The sequence below is a fragment of the Sphaerospermopsis sp. FACHB-1094 genome, from assembly GCF_014696195.1.
Classification (GTDB): domain Bacteria; phylum Cyanobacteriota; class Cyanobacteriia; order Cyanobacteriales; family Nostocaceae; genus Sphaerospermopsis; species Sphaerospermopsis kisseleviana.
Genome location: NZ_JACJPT010000100.1, coordinates 1 through 19,393 on the forward strand (window position 1 = coordinate 1; position 19,393 = coordinate 19,393).

General features: G+C 37.2%; 18 protein-coding genes, 1 tRNA gene and 1 pseudogene. 8 read left to right on the forward strand and 12 right to left on the reverse strand.

What is annotated here, in order from left to right; all coding sequences use genetic code 11:
* Positions 1 to 223 precede the first annotated feature (223 nt).
* The 6 genes from H6F47_RS21660 to H6F47_RS21685 form a co-directional block, all read right to left on the reverse strand.
* Positions 224 to 296 (reverse strand) — tRNA-Ala (locus tag H6F47_RS21660).
* Positions 297 to 312: 16 nt separating this feature from the next.
* Positions 313 to 1,041, reverse strand: a complete 729-nt coding sequence (locus tag H6F47_RS21665; protein ID WP_190650934.1) for an HAD family phosphatase — start codon at positions 1,039 to 1,041, stop codon at positions 313 to 315.
* 185 nt (positions 1,042 to 1,226) lie between these two features.
* Entirely contained in the window at positions 1,227 to 2,951 is a 1,725-nt protein-coding gene (locus tag H6F47_RS21670; RefSeq protein ID WP_096568032.1) for a cation:proton antiporter, read from the reverse strand.
* A gap of 224 nt (positions 2,952 to 3,175) precedes the next feature.
* A complete protein-coding gene (locus H6F47_RS21675; protein WP_190650935.1) occupies positions 3,176 to 4,480 on the reverse strand; it encodes a dihydrolipoamide acetyltransferase family protein in 1,305 nt (434 codons plus the stop codon).
* Positions 4,481 to 4,718: 238 nt separating this feature from the next.
* Positions 4,719 to 5,183, reverse strand: a complete 465-nt coding sequence (locus H6F47_RS21680; RefSeq protein ID WP_096571634.1) for an SRPBCC family protein — start codon at positions 5,181 to 5,183, stop codon at positions 4,719 to 4,721.
* Between the two features lie 116 nt (positions 5,184 to 5,299).
* Positions 5,300 to 6,880, reverse strand: a complete 1,581-nt coding sequence (locus H6F47_RS21685) for a B12-binding domain-containing radical SAM protein (protein ID WP_190346150.1) — start codon at positions 6,878 to 6,880, stop codon at positions 5,300 to 5,302.
* Positions 6,881 to 7,123: 243 nt separating this feature from the next.
* Between H6F47_RS21685 and H6F47_RS21690 the strand changes: the two genes are divergently transcribed.
* The 4 genes from H6F47_RS21690 to H6F47_RS21705 all read left to right on the forward strand — a co-directional run bounded on the left by H6F47_RS21690 (position 7,124) and on the right by H6F47_RS21705 (position 10,021).
* Positions 7,124 to 7,348, forward strand: a complete 225-nt coding sequence (locus tag H6F47_RS21690; RefSeq protein ID WP_347237693.1) for a type II toxin-antitoxin system HigB family toxin — start codon at positions 7,124 to 7,126, stop codon at positions 7,346 to 7,348.
* Positions 7,349 to 7,406: 58 nt separating this feature from the next.
* Positions 7,407 to 7,814, forward strand: coding sequence for a transcriptional regulator (locus H6F47_RS21695; RefSeq protein ID WP_137667842.1), 408 nt, complete (start codon positions 7,407 to 7,409; stop codon positions 7,812 to 7,814).
* Positions 7,815 to 7,981: 167 nt separating this feature from the next.
* Entirely contained in the window at positions 7,982 to 8,989 is a 1,008-nt protein-coding gene (gene trpS, locus H6F47_RS21700; protein WP_137667841.1) for a tryptophan--tRNA ligase, read from the forward strand.
* Positions 8,990 to 9,106: 117 nt separating this feature from the next.
* Positions 9,107 to 10,021 carry a methylenetetrahydrofolate reductase gene (locus tag H6F47_RS21705; RefSeq protein WP_190650937.1) on the forward strand — a complete coding sequence of 305 codons (915 nt, stop codon included), beginning with the start codon at positions 9,107 to 9,109 and terminating at the stop codon, positions 10,019 to 10,021.
* Between the two features lie 50 nt (positions 10,022 to 10,071).
* Here the strand turns inward: H6F47_RS21705 and H6F47_RS21710 are convergent, their stop codons facing one another.
* Complete coding sequence (locus H6F47_RS21710) at positions 10,072 to 10,398, reverse strand: DUF5615 family PIN-like protein (protein WP_137667840.1); 327 nt, start codon at positions 10,396 to 10,398, stop codon at positions 10,072 to 10,074.
* Entirely contained in the window at positions 10,382 to 10,621 is a 240-nt protein-coding gene (locus H6F47_RS21715) for a DUF433 domain-containing protein (RefSeq protein WP_096571628.1), read from the reverse strand. Before H6F47_RS21715 ends, H6F47_RS21710 begins: the two co-directional genes overlap by 17 nt.
* Before the next feature lie 253 nt (positions 10,622 to 10,874).
* On the opposite strand from H6F47_RS21715, the gene H6F47_RS21720 reads away from it, so the two are divergent.
* On the forward strand, positions 10,875 to 12,344 hold the full coding sequence (locus H6F47_RS21720) for an aminotransferase class I/II-fold pyridoxal phosphate-dependent enzyme (RefSeq protein ID WP_190346246.1): 1,470 nt from the start codon (positions 10,875 to 10,877) through the stop codon (positions 12,342 to 12,344).
* A 100-nt stretch (positions 12,345 to 12,444) separates the two neighbouring features.
* On the opposite strand, the gene trpC is transcribed toward H6F47_RS21720, so the two are convergent.
* Complete coding sequence (trpC, locus tag H6F47_RS21725; RefSeq protein WP_137667839.1) at positions 12,445 to 13,320, reverse strand: indole-3-glycerol phosphate synthase TrpC; 876 nt, start codon at positions 13,318 to 13,320, stop codon at positions 12,445 to 12,447.
* Between the two features lie 250 nt (positions 13,321 to 13,570).
* A complete protein-coding gene (locus H6F47_RS21730) occupies positions 13,571 to 13,852 on the reverse strand; it encodes a HetP family heterocyst commitment protein (RefSeq protein ID WP_096571626.1) in 282 nt (93 codons plus the stop codon).
* Positions 13,853 to 14,978: 1,126 nt separating this feature from the next.
* On the opposite strand from H6F47_RS21730, the gene H6F47_RS21735 reads away from it, so the two are divergent.
* Together H6F47_RS21735 and H6F47_RS21740 are read left to right on the forward strand one after the other, a co-directional pair.
* Positions 14,979 to 16,592, forward strand: a complete 1,614-nt coding sequence (locus tag H6F47_RS21735) for an ATP-binding protein (protein ID WP_137667838.1) — start codon at positions 14,979 to 14,981, stop codon at positions 16,590 to 16,592.
* Between the two features lie 109 nt (positions 16,593 to 16,701).
* Positions 16,702 to 17,577 (forward strand): DNA-binding response regulator, encoded by an 876-nt coding sequence (locus tag H6F47_RS21740; RefSeq protein WP_190346153.1) that lies wholly within the window; start codon positions 16,702 to 16,704, stop codon positions 17,575 to 17,577.
* Positions 17,578 to 17,754: 177 nt separating this feature from the next.
* Here H6F47_RS21740 and H6F47_RS21745 read toward each other — a convergent pair whose 3' ends face one another.
* Together H6F47_RS21745 and ispE are read right to left on the reverse strand one after the other, a co-directional pair.
* The gene (locus tag H6F47_RS21745; RefSeq protein ID WP_096572822.1) at positions 17,755 to 18,078 is read right to left on the reverse strand and encodes a DUF3082 domain-containing protein; all 324 of its coding nucleotides are present in this window, start codon (positions 18,076 to 18,078) and stop codon (positions 17,755 to 17,757) included.
* Positions 18,079 to 18,259: 181 nt separating this feature from the next.
* Complete coding sequence (ispE, locus tag H6F47_RS21750; RefSeq protein ID WP_096571623.1) at positions 18,260 to 19,207, reverse strand: 4-(cytidine 5'-diphospho)-2-C-methyl-D-erythritol kinase; 948 nt, start codon at positions 19,205 to 19,207, stop codon at positions 18,260 to 18,262.
* Between ispE and H6F47_RS27610 the strand changes: the two are divergent.
* Positions 19,183 to 19,393, forward strand: a pseudogene (locus H6F47_RS27610) (hypothetical protein); the annotation flags it as partial. The gene ispE and the pseudogene H6F47_RS27610 overlap by 25 nt on opposite strands.

Sequence of the window (19,393 nt, forward strand, 5' to 3'; positions counted from 1 at the left end):
TTTATAATCATGATCAAATCAATATTTTGATATAGCTTGCTCAAATTTTAATATATTTTGGGCTATTTTTATCACAGATTTCTTAACATTCAACACTTCTGGTTATGTGTATTACCTGGAGATAAAATTTAAGGACAAATAATTTGGCAGCACAGCAATTTGGCAAGACAGACAACAATTTGTCAACGCAGACAAATTATTTGGCAAACGACAACAGAATAAATGGAGAATAGGAGACTCGAACCCCTGACCTCTGCGGTGCGATCGCAGCACTCTACCAACTGAGCTAATTCCCCTTGATCACATCCTATTTTAACACTCGGTCTTTATATTGTTCACATCTTGCTGCAAAAAAATTTCCTGTACCCGTTCTAATTCCAACTCTGTCAAATAGTCAACTGTCCAGTTAGCTTGACGCTGCAACATATGAAATGGGTAAGTATTGGCAACTCCTACAACTTGCATCTGAGCGCGTTTTGCTGCTTGAATACCCGCAGGAGTGTCTTCAATAGCTAAACACTCCTGACTTTGCAAATTTAAATCTGGATATACTTGATTTAATTTTTCTACAGCCAGCAAATAACCTTCTGGTTGGGGTTTACTGGTGGTGATGTCATCACCTGCGACGATAACCGTAAAATATTCAATCAGTTTAGCACGTTCCAGCACCAGTTGGATTTCTTGACGCAAAGCACCGCTAACTAAACCGAGTTTCAGGTTTTGCGATCGCACCTGAAAAATTAAATCTTCTATTCCCGAATACAAAGGCAATTTTTCCAGTTTTTCCAGTTCTTGTACATAAGCTTGGGCTTTACGTTGCAGCAATTCCATTAAATACTCTTCTGTAACCACTCTACCACGATTTTTGAGCAAATCTTGAAAACAAGCGCGATCGCTCCTTCCCAAACAACCTTGACGCTCATGCAGCTTTTGCGGTTGCAAATTTTCCTGCACTAGAATTTCATCTATTAATTTTAAATGAATTGGCTCATCTTTGATAATGACACCATTGAAATCGAATAAAACTACCTTTAAACTCATGCAAATACGCCAATGCCATAATAATTAAGATCCTCAACAATAATTATGATGTATTTTGGCGTGCATGACCAGCCCAGATACCGGGTAAAATTCCCAAATTTGATGGACTTTGTGCGTGAAAGGATAATCTATTCTCCCCACTTTTGTAGGGTTTAGCAATGCTAAACCCTTACGACTCCTTACCTTTATTCTTGATCTGGCCTAACACTTAAATATCTATCTTTGCGAATAGTATTGATCACAGTTTGAATGTAACTTTCTGCTGCTCCCAAAGTTTTTAATAAATGATTTCCTAACTCTAAAGCTGCTTCAAATTCAGGTTGTACAACTTCCTTCGCACCCATTTGGGTTAAAATATCAATTTCCTTGTTATTATGTGAACGAGCAATGACATCTAAATGGGGTGCAATAGTCAAAGCATTTTTTAAAAGTAAACGGGTACTAGCAGCGTCAGGAAGGGCGATCGCTAAAGCTTTAGCAGTGGCTAAATGTGCTTTTTCTAATACTAATTCTGAATCTGCATCACCAAAAATATAAGGTATTTGACGCATTCTTAATCTTTGTACAGATGCTTCGCTATTTTCAATAACTAAAACTGGATATCCTTCAGTTTGTAAGATATTAACAACTACTTGCCCTACTCTACCATAACCTGCTACCACTACATGATCAGTCATTATTTCTGGCATAGATATAGTTTTGGGTGCAGAAAATCTTTGTAAGAAATTCGCTAGTACGGGATTTTGATTTAAATTATCAGCAATAAAAGGAGCAACTTTAAGTGAGAATGGTGTAAGAATGAGTGTAATTGCTGTTGTTCCTAATAATAAAGAATAGGTTTGTTGAGATATCAATTCTAACTGCAAACCTACCAAAGCTAATACAAAAGAAAATTCACCTATTTGGTTAATTCCCAAACTGACTATAATTGCATTTTTGAGAGAATAACCAAATTTTAAAACAATTCCGAAAATAATTACGGCTTTACCCAACATGACTAAAGCCACAAGTTCTAAAATTATGGCAAAATTGCTGATGAGAATAGCCGGATCAATCAACATTCCAATAGAAGCAAAAAACAGACTAGCAAAGGTATCTCGCAAAGGTAAAATTTTGGCTAATGCCTGATCAGCATAATCAATTTCTGATATCATTAAACCAGCAACAAACGCCCCCATTGCAATAGAAAGACCCAAATTTGCAGTTATTACAGCAACTCCTAAACATAAAGCAATTACAACTAATAAAAATAACTCATTGCTTTCTGTAGCGGCAATATTGCTTAACACACGAGGCACTACCCAGCGACTAAATATAATTGCAACTCCAACAAATATTGTAATTTTAACTAAAGCCAAACTGAGAGCTACTGCAATATTTTCTGGTTGTTGTAAAGCTGGAATTATTGCCAACATCACACCCAAAGCTAAATCTTGAGCGATTAAAATTGCCAGCATAATTTGCCCATGTACTGTATTAACTTCACCCTTTTCTGTGAGGGTTTTTAATACTATTGCTGTGGAAGAAAGAGATAAAACCGCACCTAAAAAGATGCCTTTTGTAATGCTAGAAGCCCAACCTGTTAAGAGGGTGACTATTGTTACTAGAGCAATTGTTAAACCGATTTGTAATAAACTACCTTTAATAGCAATTTCTTTCACTCGTCTGAGTTCTGCTAAAGAAAATTCTACACCCAGCGCAAACAGCAGAAAGGCAACTCCAATTTCTGCTAAAGATTTAATTTCATTCACATTACTTAATAACTTAAACCCAAAAGGTCCAATAGCAAAACCACTAACTAAATAACCCAGTATCACAGGTTGACGCAACCGATGGGCAAAAAATCCTCCTAAAGCAGTAGCGACTAACACTGTTGTGATATCCAAAATTAAACTATGTTCTGTTGGCATCTTTTTTTTGAATTTATTTATATTGTTATCAACTGATGTCACTTACTTTCAGAGTAGCTTGAATTGATAACAGTAAACAGGTAAACAGATCCCCAACTTCTTCAAGAAGTCGGGGATCTATATCCAGGAATATAAAAAAACTTGGAATATAAAAAAACTTGGAATATAAAAAACTCCAAGTCTGAAATTAAGATTTATTGGTTTTTGGTTTTGAGATTTTTTCCTTACAGTGTCAAAGATTGGGGGTTGGTTTCAATCAATTTTGCTAAATCTTGCAAGAATGCAGCCGCATGAGCGCCGTAAATAATACGATGGTCACAGGTGATGTTAACCTTCATTTGTTGACGCACACCAAATAAACCATCTGCGGTAGCGACAACTTGGGGACGAGCAGCAGCGATCGCTAAAATTGAACCTTGTCCTGGTGGTAAAATCGCATCAAAGGTATCGACACCAAACATTCCCAAATTAGACAGAGTAAATGTACCGCTATTATATTCCTCTGGTTGTAGTTGTTTCGCTCTCGCTCTTTCTACCAAAGATTTCCAGTTGCGTGACAGAGAATAAATATCTACCTGATCGGCGTTTTGTAACACTGGTGTAATCAAACCACCATCATCCATTGCCACAGCGACAGAAACATTGATATTGGAATGATAAACAATACCTTGATCTGAATAACTGGCGTTAAGTAAAGGATGTTTTTGTAATGTCACCGCTACAGCTTTCGCTAATAGCGCCGTCATGGTGACACCTTTAGATTTAATTTGTTTGTAAAGTTTATCTAATCCATCCGTGGTAATGGTGTAACCAACATGGAATATAGGTACAGACAGGCTGGCCATCATATTGCGTACCACCGCATTTTGCAGAGTAGTTAATGGTACGACTTGACCAGGAACGGCAGCAACAACTGGGGCGGGTGCAGGTGTTGGTTTTGCGGGAGCAGCGGCAGCAGGGGCGGGTGCAATAGGAGTAATAACCGGGGTAGTAGGTGGCTGAACTTTACCAACAGCAGCTTCTATATCTTCGGCGACAATGCGACCGTAAGGACCACTACCTTTAAGGTTATTTAAATCAACTCTTAATTCTTTCGCCAACTTGCGAGCGCGGGGCGAAGCTACTAACCGTCCTTCCCGATGGTTTGAGCCATTTTGAGAAGCTGTTGCAGGTGCGGCTACAGTTGCAGCAGCGGCCACAGGTACGGGCGCGGGTGCGGATGCGGGTACTGGTTCAGCTACAGCACTACCACCACCAGCCATAGCCTTAGCGGCTTCTATTTCTGCTTCTGTTTCGGCAACGTAAGCGATCGCCGCACCAACAGGGGCAGTTTCACCAGCTTGGACAATGATATGGGCAAGAAATCCTTCATAGAAAGTTTCCACATCCATATCAGCCTTATCTGACTCGACAACCACCACTGTTTCGCCTTTTTCCACTTTATCCCCCGGCGACTTCACCCAAGAGACTATCTTTCCCTCAGTCATGGTGGAACTCAGCGCCGGCATAAATACTTCATGAATGCTCATAATGGTGGTTTCAGAATCAATAATTTTATGGACTTTAACAAATGTCGCCAGATCGAATTGTATCTTGCTACGAGGATTTTAGAGCAAATGATTGGGGACTGGGGACTGGGGACTGGTGACTGGGGACTGGTGACTGGTGACTGGGGACTAGGGACTGGGGACTGGTGACTGGGGACTGGGTAAAAATATTTCCCTCCTGCCTCCTGCCTTCTGCCTTCTGCCTCCTGCCTCCTGCCTCCTATTTAGCATACTTAGGAGAGCGTGCTAATTCTTCTGCAACTCGTTTAAATCTCTTGAGTTGTGCTTCCATATCGGCTTTTGTCCAAGATGCAGCAAAAGTATTAAAACCCCAACTAACAACAGGGTTAGGAATTTTAAACTCAAAGCGGTTAATTAAAAGTGTACCTTTAGGAAATGGTTGACATTCCCAGCGATCGCACCCTTGAAAAAACCCTTTAAACCCCCAAACTATCAAACCCGGTTGTCTTTCAATCACCACAGTATTTAAAGTAGGTTTAATCACCGGAATTTGAATCATAAACCGACTACGACTACCTAGTTCTGTACTCCACACTTCTCCCACAGGTTCGCAACGGAGAACAGGGTTAAGCCAACGGTGCATTAAAGTTAAATCAGTTAAACATTGTTCTACCAACGTAGCAGGAGCATTAATTTTAATTGATTGTTCTAAAACCTGGGACATTTTTTATTAATAAGGCTATTGCTATGTTTATCATAAGCTACTATAGCAATTCTATCTTATTTGTGAAATATCTCAGGCTCAAATACTCGGCTTTGTTAAAATTAATTTACAGTTTCTTAACTCACAGCTTCTAATTGCAAACTTGCAGTTTCTTTATTCTCCAATTCTTGCTGCTGTAATAATGCTAATTCTGCTGCTAGTTCAGCTTTTACTTCATAACGGAACTTAAAGAAATGTTCACCCACACCTAAAACAATTAAATAATCATATAATAAATTTGGTTTACGCCATGCCATGACTATTAATTGCCACCAAAAATGAAATCTTGTAGAACGTAATATTCCCTGTCTCCAACAAATAGCCTTTAAAAAATCCCACTCTGCTTTTGTTAAAGTACGTTGATATTTAGCCCGCCAACCTTCCATCATCATAAAATGGCGGAAAGTCCGTTTTAGATATGGTAATGGTTCATAAAGATTCCAAAAAGTATCAATAAACTCGGTAACAATTTCCGACATCGGACGGGTAGGAACAAAATTCATCAAAGCTTTCTGAGAAGTAAAATATTTACCTAAACCATCCATTAAACGTCCTTCTTTTTGCAGACGAGTCCACATTGCTGTATTTGGTAATGCTTGCAATAAACTGAGATGGGCTTGGGGAATACTCGTTTCTTCCACAAACTCTTGAATCCGTTTACCAGCACCCGTTTTTTCACCATCAAATCCTAAAATAAAACCAGACATAATTTGTAAGCCAGCCTTGGTAATTTTGTGACAGGATTCAACTAATGAAGTCCGAGTATTTTGCTCTTTATTTACTCCCGCTAAACTTTCTACATCAGGGGTTTCTATCCCCATAAATACCTGGACAAAACCAGCTTTAACCATCAATTCTAATAACTCATCATCTTCGGCTAAATTCAAAGAAGCTTCTGTTAATAAAGCAAAGGGATAATTACGTTCTTCCATCCAGGGAATTAATGCCCTTAAAAATACTTTGGCATTACGTTTATTACCGATAAAATTATCATCAACAATAAACACATAACGCCACCAACCCATCTGATATAATACTTCTAATTCAGCCAAAATTTGTTCTGGTGTTTTCGTGCGGGGTTTACGTCCAAAAAGGGTGATAATATCACAAAATTCACATTGAAAGGGACAACCGCGAGAAAACTGTACCGTCATTGCTATATAAGCATCTAAATCTAATAAATCAAATCTTGGTATAGGAGTTTGGGTAACATCTGGTTTTTCTGTAGCGCGGAAAATACCCTTTTCTTCTCCCTTTTCTAAAGCTGTTAAAAACATGGGAATAGTAATTTCCCCTTCATCCAATATTAAATAATCTGCTCCTGCTTCTAGGGCAAATTCTGGTACAGATGTGGCAAATGGTCCACCGACTGCAACTTTTTTACCTAATGTTTTAGCTTTTTTAATTAATTCACCAAAATCTTGTTTTTGAATAATCATTGCTGAGATAATGACAATATCGCACCATTGCCAATCTGCATCAGTTTCTAAACGAACATTGCGATCTACTAATCTCATTTCCCAGTCATTTGGTAGCATTGCTGCTACAGTGATTAAACCCAAGGGGGGATTTGTAGCACGTAAATTAGCCAAATCAAGAGTTTCCTGATAAGACCAAAAAGAATTAGGCATGATCGGCCATATTAATAAAGCTTTCATCAAGCATATCCCCCAGATTTGCTTTATGTCTAAATACCCATTTAGTCTTGAACTATAAAAGCTGGATCAGTTAGCTTTTATCCCTCTGGAGGTACAGATTTATGAAGTTTAATTCTTAATAAAAGAAATGGATGCGTTATGGAGGAAATACAGTTCAGTAAAAAATGATCTGCTTCTAGATCATGAAGACAAATATGTGGTAAATTTACCTAAAAATAGCTATAATATCTTGTTGTAACCTGAATGCGTGTGATTAGCAAAAGAATACTTAGAGAATTTTGGGAAAAACATTCCCAATCAGAATTAGGACTGTTACTATGGTATCAGCGTATATCGGATTCTCAATTGTTAACTTTTAATGATATTAGAGAAATTTTCCCATCAGCGGACTTAGTTGGTAACTTTACTGTTTTTAATATCAAAGGTAATCATTATCGACTTATAACCTATATAGATTACAAGTCTTAAATATTATTTATACGCGCTGTACTCACTCACGATGAATATGATAAGGAGAATTGGAAAAATGACGATTGGTTTAAAAACTCCTAGTAACTACTATATAAAGTTAATTACTACATTTCCCCCACGTCCCATTACCAATGAAGAAGAATTAATTGCTACCCAAAATCAGATAAATTCTATTTTGGATCAAGGAAATATTACACAAGATGATAAAGACTATCTCAAGGTTCTAGGTACTCTTGTTTATGATTATGAACAGCAACATGAAAAAATGCCTACTCTCAAAGGTGTTGCATTACTTCAAGCATTGTTAGAAGAATCAGAACTACAACCAAAGGATTTAGTTTCTATTTTAGAAAGTGAGTCAATAGTTTTAGATGTTCTCAATGGTAAACGGCAATTAACAGAAAAGGAAATTCAAGATTTAGCGGTGGTTTTTAAAATAAATCCTAGTTATTTAGTTGAATAATACTGATACTTAGATCCCCGACTTCTCAGATCAATTTACAATTTATTGACACAATAAACAAAAGAAGTCGGGGATCTGATCACTCCCTAATGACTAATCACTACTAAAATAAATCATGTAACCGCCACCTAACAAAGCGGGGAAGAAGAGATAACTAAGAAATAATTATGGGTAAGCAGCGCGTTTTGTCGGGAGTTCAACCAACTGGTAACTTACACTTGGGTAATTACTTGGGTGCTATTCGTAACTGGGTAGAAATTCAAGACCAGTATGAAAATTTCTTTTGTGTGGTAGATTTACACGCCATCACAGTACCACATAACCCCGCCACCTTAGCGGCTGATACCTACACCATCGCTGCTTTATATTTAGCTTGTGGCATTGATTTACAACATTCTAACATTTTTGTCCAATCTCACGTTTCTGCCCACAGTGAGCTTTGTTGGTTGTTAAACTGCATCACTCCCTTAAATTGGTTGCAAGATATGATTCAATTTAAGGAAAAAGCCTTGAAACAAGGGGAAAATGTCGGTGCGGGTTTGTTGACTTATCCGGTTTTAATGGCTGCGGATATCTTACTTTATCAAGCGGATAAAGTTCCAGTGGGTGAGGATCAAAAGCAACATTTAGAACTAGCGCGGGATATTGTTAACAGGTTTAATCATCAATTTGCTAAAGATAAACCTGTATTAAAATTACCCGATCCTTTAATTAGAAAAGAAGGCGCAAGGGTAATGAGTTTAACCGATGGGACAAAGAAAATGTCAAAATCTGATCCATCGGAGTTAAGTAGAATCAATGTTTTAGATCCACCAGATCAAATTACAAATAAAATCAAACGTTGTAAAACTGATCCAGTACGCGGTTTAACCTTTGATGATCCAGAAAGACCGGAATGTAATAACCTGTTGACTTTGTATATGCTGCTGTCTGGGAAGACTAAGGAAGCGGTAGCGTCAGAATGTGCGGATATGGGTTGGGGACAATTTAAACCTTTATTGACAGAAACAGCGATAAATGCTTTAAAACCAATTCAAGATAAATATAAGGAGGTAATGGCAGAAAAAGGTTATTTAGAATCAGTGTTAAGAGATGGTAGAGAAAAAGCGGAAGCTATAGCCAATAAAACTTTAGCAGATGTGAAAGCTGCGTTAGGTTATACAGCGCGGTTGTAATTTTGAGAAGATATAAGATCCCCGATTTCTCCAAGAAGTCGGGGATCTGTTTAAGCTAGAAAGGTAATTTGTTTTACTCTTGAAGAAAACCTGAAAACTCAAAATTAAATTTGCATTATGCAGGATAGTCATAGCACCAGTACATTAAACAAGTTCCGCAAAGCAGTACAAGCAGGAGAATTTTTAGTGACTGCGGAAGTTGCACCACCCAAAGGGGGAAACATCACCCATACCATTGAAATGGCGGCGACTCTTAAGGGGAGAGTTCATGCTGTCAATATTACCGATGGTAGCCGCGCTGTGTTAGGAATGTCACCTTTAGCAGCTTCAGCAATTTTATTGCAACATGGAATTGAGCCAATTTGTCAATTTGCTTGCCGCGATCGCAATAGAATCGGATTACAAGCAGATTTAATGGGCGCTCATGCTTTGGGTATTCGTAACATTTTAGCCTTAACCGGCGACCCTGTAAAAGCAGGTGATCATCCCGATGCCAAAGCTGTTTTTGATTTAGAATCTATCAGATTATTGCAGTTAATTAGAAACATGAATCAGGGGGTTGATTTTAATCATAAAACCCTAAATGATGGCGCATTAGATTTGTTTGCAGGTGCAGCAGTTGATCCACAGTCTAAAAGTTGGTCAGGTTTACAAAGTCGGTTTGAAAAGAAAATAGAAGCGGGAGCGCAATTTTTTCAAAGTCAATTAATTACTGATTTTGAAAAATTAGAAAAATTCATGGATCAAATTGCATCTCGTTACAATAAACCTATTTTGGCGGGAATATTTCTTTTGAAGTCGGCGAAAAATGCCCAGTTTATTAATAGGATGGTCCCTGGTGTGAATATTCCTGATCATATTATTGAGAGATTGGAAAAAGCCAAACATCCGTTACAGGAAGGGATGAAAATTGCAGCCGAACAAGTGCAGATGGCACGGGGTTTGTGTCAGGGAGTGCATATTATGGCGGTGAAAAAAGAAGAGGCGATCGCGCCAATTTTGGATTTAGCGGGGGTGGAGAAAGTTAGTTAGAATAAATAGCGATTGCATTTATTAAATTAGGTGCGATCGCTGATCAAATTTCATAAGCCTCCAATTTCAATCACTGCTCCCAGAGTAATTGTATTCAACACCTTACGAGTCTCTGGTATCAGAGGAAGTAAATCAGCGAGCTTGTTACTCAGTGCTATGAGAACGAGGACTGCCACACCAGCTTGCTGTAAATTTTGTTGATAACGCAAATTTTGATCAGTAGTAAGCAAAATTGTGAATCCTTCCTGACTCATCAACCGCAACAATTCACCGTTCTTTTTTCCTGACCATCCCATCTCAACAACTGTCTGTATTTTGTAATCAGAAAATTCACGCTTTAGAGGTCTTGGTACACATTCATCAAGCAGGATTCGCATAAGCTGTCAGCATTTCCTTTGCTAATTCAAGGGCTGCGATCGCCTGTTCCCGACTAACACTAGGGAAATGATCTAGAAATACCTCTAATGAATCACCAGCTTCAAGATAATCAAGTAGGGTTCTCATTGGCACACGAGTTCCCACAAAAACAGGGATTCCTCCTAAAATGTCGGGATCACTATGAACCACAGACAGTAATGATCGCTGGAAAGAATTTATCATATTTAAAATCAGAAATATCAGGGTGTAATTGAATTTTAACGCAATCGCATTTATCAGGTTAAGTGCGATCGTTGCCCCCGAAGAAGGCGATCGCGCCGATTTTGGATTTAGCAGGGGTGGGGAAGCTTAGTTAATTGAAAAAGTGATCATATTTAAAGTGATCATATTTATTGAGTTAGATGCGATCACTATCCAAGTTACCTTAGAAGTTAACCTTTTACCTGAAGCTCTAAACGCTTCATTTTGCCCAAAAATGCTCAACCAAAATCAAACCCCCCTCATTGATGCTCTCAAAACTTCCATCTCTCGTCCCCATGCACCATTTTACACCCCTGGACACAAACGCGGTGCAGGAATTTCCCCAATTTTAACCGATTTAATCGGTAAAGATGTCTTTCGCGCTGATTTAACGGAACTGGCAGAATTAGATAATTTATTCACTCCTGAAAGCGCAATTTTAGCCGCACAAGAATTAGCCGCAGAGGCTTTTGGTGCGGAAAAAACTTGGTTTTTAGTTAATGGTTCTACCAGCGGAATTGAAGCCGCAATTATCGCTACTTGCAGGATGAATGATAAGATAATTATGCCCAGAAATGTGCATTCTTCTGTAATTGCTGGTTCAATTCTTTCTGGTGCAATTCCTATTTTTATCAATCCTGAATATGATGAAAATTTAGATATTACACACAGCATTACACCAGAAAATTTAACAGCAACTTTAGCCAAACATCCTGATGCTAAAGCTGTGCTAATGGTTTACCCAACTTATTACGGTGTGTGTGGAGATTTAAAAAGTATTGCCCAAATTACCCATCAATATAATATTCCTTTAATTGTTGATGAAGCACATGGCGCACATTTTCATTTTCATCCCCATTTACCTATCTCAGCTTTAACCGCAGGTGCAGATTTAACAATACAATCTATTCATAAAACATTAGGTGCAATGACTCAAGCATCAATGTTACATTGTCAAGGAAATAGAATTAATATTAATAGATTAAATAAAGCATTACAATTAGTTCAATCTACAAGTCCGAGTTTTATTCTTTTAGCTTCTCTTGATGCTGCACGTCACCAAATGGCAGTTAATGGGGAAATTTTGATGTCTCAAACTTTGCAGTTAGCGGAAATTGCAAGAATTGAAATTAGTCAAATTCCCAGTTTATCAGTTTTAGAGATCCCCCAAATTAATAAAAATGGCTTTTTTGATTTGGATAAAACCCGTTTGACTGTGAATATTGCCAACTTAGGTTTAACGGGTTTTGATGCTGAAGATATGCTCAATGAAATGGGTGTAACATCTGAATTTTCATCCTTACGAAATCTCACTTTTATTATTAGCTTAGGTAACAATAAATCAGATATTGACGAATTAATACAAGGGTTTAAAAAAGTAACTGAGATACCACAATTGACAAGTCAGTACAAAATATGTAAATATAGAAACGATGCTATAATAGATCATATTATGTGCATTTCGCCCCGTGAAGCTTTTTTTGCTGATAGTGAAACCCTACCTTTAGAGAAAACAGTAAATAGAATTTGTGCAGAAAATATATGTCCCTATCCCCCAGGAATACCTGTATTAATGCCTGGGGAACTAATCACAAAACCAGCTATAGAATATCTCCAAAAAATTCAGTCTTTAGGGGGATTTATTAGCGGTTGTGTTGATTCAACTTTGCAAACTTTAAAAGTAGTGAAAGTAGAGATGTTTTAACGAAGGCAGGAGGCAGAAGGCAGGAGGCAAAAGTTAATATTCTCCCCTGCTTCCCCTGCTTCCCCTGCTTTCTTCACTGTCACCTGTCACCTGTCACCTATTAAACTCCTTTTTTCACTAAGTCTTTATAGATTGGAATTTTGGATTTAAATAAACTACTGACAGCAGTTTCTAAATCTTCTTGTTTGAGTAAAGAATCTCCCATCAAAACTGCATTCACACCTGCATCTGACATTAGGGATAAATCAGCAGGTGTTTCAATTCCCGATTCACTGACAACCAAAATACCTAAGTTTTGTAAATGTGTTCTCCTAGCTGCCATTAATTGCTGAGTAGTGCCAAGATTAACACTAAAATCTTCTAAACTGCGGTTGTTAATGCTGATAATGCGGACATCTTCTAACTTGATCACCCGATCTAATTCACTCAAATTGTGAACTTCAACTACAGCATTCATTCCCAAATAGTGAATCACCCGCAAAAAGTTATTAATCTGCTGATCAGTAAGAATAGCAGCAATTAATAAAATTGCATCCGCACCTGCTGCACGTGCTAAATAAATTTGACAAGGATCAAGAATAAAATCTTTGCATAACAAAGGTAATGTTATGCGATGTCGAATAATCCGCAGATGATCAAAACCACCATGAAAAAACTTTTGATCAGTCACAACAGATATACAAGTTGCTCCACCGCGTTCATAGGATTTAGCTATAGACAAAGGATCAAAATCTTGTGTAGTGACATCTTGATTAGGGAATGTTTTTTTAACCTCTGCGATCAAACTAGGTTTATAAATACTTTGTTGTAAAGCAGTAAAAAAATCTCTGACAGTGGGAGCCGCAGTTAATTGACGTTGCAAAGACGCGAGAGACATTTCTTGTTGCATTTGTGCAACTTCTAGCTTTTTCTGCCATACAATCTCTCTGAGTATGGGTTGCAGAGAACTATTAGACATAGAAATTGGGTAAATCATGATGAGAATGAATTAATAATTATTAGTTAACAGTTAAGAAATTCCCACCTTAGTTTTTCTTACAGTAAGTTATGAACAATATGGCTGGGATAACAAAACATTTTTTAATCTAATTTTCTTGGATATGAGATTGAAAATGCTTATCAATTTAATGTGCCAATTAATGTGTAAATTTGTGGGTTTACCAAACATATATAATGCCTGAAAATACTTCTAGTAAACCCACACCCAGCTTCATTTTCTGGCTTGATTATAAATGAATCCAACTGGATTTGAGGTTAAACATTTCTACCTCTTTTTTAGTAGCAGTTTGCTCTTGTCTAGAGCCACCAAGTAGGCAATTATTTTTGAGCAATCTGATATAAGTACGGTAGGGTATATAGTCAATAGGGTTGTGTCCAGAAAAACGCAACAGCAAAACACAAGCCCAGGAATACTTGCCAGCTATAATTGCCTTAACTATTTGTTCTACTTGTTCAGTATTAATTTTCCTATTAATTTGTCTATTATAATCAGCAACGTTTTGACTCATGGTATGCACTCCTATTTGTGAATGAAATTCAATCAATAGCTTGGCAGCTTTTCCTCATATTTCAAAAATCTCAGCACAGTGGAAGTAGTAGTAGTAGATCATGCTGAGACAAACACCTGCTGATGAAAAATTTATAAACATATATCAAGGTTTTCTCTGTTTTGATTGGGGTTGGGGGTAGACTGAACCAGCTAGAGCAGCTGTTTGGTTAAGAGATATATAGCTAAAACCACCAATACAGATTCAACCTCTTGCAGAAGTTACCTCTTTCATTAAGCCTACTCAAAGTTTCACACCGGATAAATGAACTATTTTTTGATCGATTTGTCTATTTTTTCGCTCTTGCATTTTTTTGATGATCCTTCACTCTGATAGCTTGTATTTCTAAGGATGATTTTTGACGATGGAATCAGTATTTTATATTTTGTGTACCTCAACACATTCTTGCTTTACAATTTATATATCTTTGGTAAGAGGTTTCGTTGCTTACAGGTTTTTTTACAGAAATCTCTTCCATAGGGAGGATGACTGGGCGTATTTAGATATAGTTAAATCCTTTCTATGGTAAATTTATTACATTCTTAGATAATGTTCCCAATTGAGCAAATTTCTGAAACTTAACGCAGACAGAAGAGGCTGTTTCTGTCATGGGGATTTATCCGCGGCTGCAAAAACTTTGCACGAAGTCCGGTTTTCCAGCCGATTTTTCGATAATCTAGGTAAACTACATATCTATTACATTTGATATAAAAGTTTTTTATAGTTCCAAGAATGTAGTCTTACCAGTAGACTCTCAAATTTTTACAAATTTTTAACAAATTTTGTGGGGGAGTTCACTAAAAATCTTACCTGGGATTCTTTTAAAGTTCACAATTGAAAGTATGGTATTTTATTTTTACCAAAAAATACTTAATTTAGGAATAACAAACACTTATATATGCAACAAAATTGAAATAATGATTTCTTTATTGTTAAGATTAAACCTAAATTCAATCGGACTGACAAATTCATAGCATCATCAAAGTAAATTAACCAAAACCCTGTTTTCTTTTGCCTCTTGCCTGTCATAACGACAATTTTTAACGCTCACCTACTTATGAACTAAGACTTAGGAGTAAATCGTGATATGTATTCTGGGGATTCCGGGTTAGCAAAAGTCAACTCAATATGGAGTTTACAGCCAAGCTTGAAGTTTAAAATTGCAGATTTTCTCATTAATCAAACTATAGATGCTGCTTTTTGTTTAGGAGAAAACGCGCAGTTTATTTATGTCAACAATGCCACTTGCACGCTCACAGGATACTCCCGCGAAGAATTACTATCCATGAATCTGAGTGATTTGGATATAGATTTTTTATTACATAACTGGTCAGAACAATGGCAAAATATGAAAAATTTAGATCACCTCTCCTTTAAATGTCGCTATCGCTCAAAGGAAGGACGAATATTTTTAGCTGAACTAAATCTTACTTATATAAAATATCCAAGTAACGAGTTTTGCTGCGGGTTTATTCGGGAAAATAATAACTTAGTAGAATTAAGTGTCCAAAAATGGATTAATGAAGGTAGAGAAAGTAAAAAGAAATTACAACAGGAAAGTAATAAACAGGAAGGTGATAAAATTCAACATCAGCATATTGATAACTTACTGCAACTCAGAGAGTCTAGATTTCGTACCTTACTAGAAGCAACAAAGGCTGGTATTTTCCTAATTCAAGGTAGACAAATTTACTATGTCAATTCTGCTGCGGAATTACTCACCGGTTATACAAAAAAGGAACTATTAGCAGACTTTGATTTTAACCAAATTATCAAAAGTCGAACATCTAAACCTCCAGAAACAACTAACTGGGAATTTGAATATCAGGAGATAAATATTATTACCAAAGATGGTAAAGAACGATGGTTAGATGTTGCCATGACTCGCTTTGATGGAGGGGTAGATTTTGATGGTCAAGAAGTTGAAGTCCTTACAGCTACTGATATCACAGATTATAAATCTGCACAATTGGAATTGCATCAGGCTTTAGAACAAGCACAAGAAATCAGTAAAATTCGAGCTAATCTTGTGGGTATACTCTGCCATGAATTTCGGACACCACTAAATGTTATTTCATTTTCCAATAGCTTACTCAGACGACATATAGATAAATGGGAAACAGACAAGAAATTAATATTTATTGAACACATTCAAACAGCATCTGAACAAATCAATCAGGTATTAGATGATATTTTATTATTATCTAAAGCAGAATCAGCGCAAATTATAGTTGAGCAGCAAAAGGTTAATATTGTGAATTTTTGTCAAGATTTAATTACACAAATGGTAATCATTAATAGTAATAAATATATTGATTTTCAGAGTCAAGGCAACTGTTTAGACGTATGGATTGACCAAAAAATACTGAAACCAATTTTGAATAACTTGCTAGACAATGCAATTAAATATTCTCACCCTAATAGTGTGGTGGACTTAATTGTTTCGTGTCACCAGGAAAAAATACAGTTTCAGGTTAAAGATAAAGGTATTGGTATTCCCGAAATAGACCAAGAAAGACTTTTTGAACCGTTTTATCGAGGTAGCAATGTTGATAATACTTCGGGAACAGGACTAGGCTTATCAATTGTCAAAAATCTAGTTGATTTATATGGAGGTCAAATCACAATGGTTAGTAAAGTGGGTGTCGGTACTACATTTACCTTAGTTCTACCATCAGTTCCCATATTTCCCAGTTCATAGAAAAAAGGGAAAGAGTCTTTTGCAGGATGAATTATCAATTATCAATTATCAATTATCAATTATCAATTGCTATTAATCATTCCCTGTTAGAACTTTTATTGGTTTCAAAATGATACGCGAATCGTCGAAAACAATTCTTGTAATTGAAGATGATGCTATTACCCGCCATCTCTTCTTAGACAGTCTTGAGGCTGAAGGTTTTGTTACGATAGGAGCAGAAAATGGTCAAGTTGGTATTCGGCAAGCAGAAGAAAATTTACCTGATTTGGTAATTTGTGATCTGCTCATGCCAGTTATGGATGGTTACAGTGTTTTAACTAAGCTACGTCAAAATCCTCTCACAGCAATTATTCCTTTTATTTTTCTCACAGCAAGTAATTCTAAGGCTTCTATGAGAACAGGAATGGAGTTGGGAGCAGATGATTATTTAAGTAAACCTGCTACTGTCGATGAGTTGCTGAAAGCAATTTCTATTCGATTAGAAAAACAATCTTTGCTCAGATCCTGGTATAGTCCGAACTCTCATCAAGTTTCGCAAAAAGTTTCAGAACTTCCAGCTACATTAGGAAATTCAGAGTTAATCTTCCCTAATATCTCCCACCTGCAAAAAGTTTTTGACTATATTGAGGCTCATTATCACCAAGGTATTACTTTATCTGATGTCGCCGAAGCTGTTGGTTATTCTCCAGCTTATTTAACTAACCAAGTATCCAAACAAACGGGAAAAAGTGTTAATACTTGGATAGTTCAACGTCGTATGGCCGAAGCGTGTTCCTTACTAAAAAGTACGAATTTGACAATTGAAGAAATTGCTACCAAAATAGGCTATCAAAATTCTTGTCATTTTTCTCGCCAGTTTAGTCACCATCACAAATTGTCGCCGACTCTTTGGAGAAAACAAAATCAATTACTTCAGGTTTCCGCATCTGCCAAATTGCAATTTATCAAATCTCGTTCTCAATTAACAAACCCTGTTTCTTGTTAATATCAGAATAATGGACAATTGACAATGGACAATGGACAATGGACAATGGACAATGGACAATTACCAAACCTGGAAGTGAGTAGGATTAGAAGATAGAAATTTTTTTCTTTCTTCTCCTGGGAAAAGATCAGTTTTCAAACCTGAATAAAACAATTGTCAATTATCAATTATCAATTATCAATTTTTAGAGGTTGTAAACTGTTGGATTAATAATTGTATTGCCAACGCTAACAAACCCAAGGCTACTATACCAAAGATTCCCGTTCCCAAAGCCACCACACCCACCACTAAGGTACGAACAGCGGAGGCGATATTGAGGACTATTTGGTTATCAGAATGAATAGGTTTATTAGCAAAAGTGGTAGCGATCGCAATCATTAAAGAATACATCGCAAATGCAAATCCTCCTGACATTACCGCCCCAGTTATACACCTTAATGGCGTTGGTGGAACTTGTTCGGGAGTCTCTTTTTCTTTTTCGTTAACTTTGGGTTTGTTCATAATTTGCTCATTGGTAATTGGTAATTGGTAATTGGTAATTGGGTTATTAGCTTCCCCTACTTCCTGACTCCTGTACGGGCGAAGCATTCGGAAAATAGGCTTTTCATAAAATTGATAATTTTTCGCCCGAATGCTTCGCCCCTACGACTCCTGACTCCTACTTCCTGACTCCTGACTCCTATCAATTTAATATCTGAATCCCATTGCCAATTGTCTGAGTTACAAACAATTCTAAATCCTCATCAGGAATTGCTTCTCTAATTTTCTGCTTAACTATTTCTGCTTGTGCTTTTGATTCCACAATAGCAAATACAGAAGGTCCAGAACCTGACATCATTGTGCCTAAAACCCCTTCTTGACTAGCAAATAATTCCCGCAATTGTAATACTTGAGAATAAGAAGGTAATACCACTTTTTCTAAATCATTGTGCATTTTGTTGGCGATTTTTACTGCATCTTTATTGACGATAGCTTTGACAATTTCTGCCGAATGCACTGCACTAGCACGAGCCGCTAAATCTTCAGTATTTGTCATATAGGTACTACCAAATACTTGCCGATAGGTTTTATAAGCCCAAGCTGTAGAAACTTCCAAACTGCGATATTTAGCTAATACTATATATATGTGATCTAAACTTGGTAAAGGAGAAAGTTTTTCACCTCTACCTGTAGCTATTACTGTTCCTCCCGCAATACAAAATGGCACATCTGAACCGAGTTGTGCGCCTAATTCTTCTAATTCTGATTGAGTTAATCCCAAATTCCACATCAAATCTATACCCACTAACACCGCTGCTGCATTTGTCGAACCTCCAGCTAAACCCGCAGCAACAGGAATGTTTTTTCTCACAGTAATATCAATCCCACCAAAATTACTAAAAGCATCAGGAAATTGCTTGGCCATTAGTGCAGCGGCTCTGTATGCTAAATTACTGTTATCTGTAGGTACTTGGGGATGATGACAATAAACGCGAATCGCTTCTGTGCTGGCAGCGTGTAAATCTATTTGATCTGCAAGGTCTATGCTTTGCAGTATCATTGCTAACTCATGATATCCATCAGGGCGGTTGCCGATGATTTCTAAATACAAGTTTATTTTCGCAGGTGCAATTAAGCTATAAGAACGCATATAAGTTATCAGGAGTCAGGAGTCAGGAGTCAGGAGTCAGGAGTCAGGAGTCAGGAGTCAGGAGACAGGAGTCAGGAGTCAGGAGTCAGGAGTCAGGAGTCAGGAGTCAGGAGAAAGGAGTCAGGAGTCAGGAGTCAGGAGTCAGGAGTCAGGAGTCAGGAGAAAGGAGTCAGGAGTCAGGAGTCA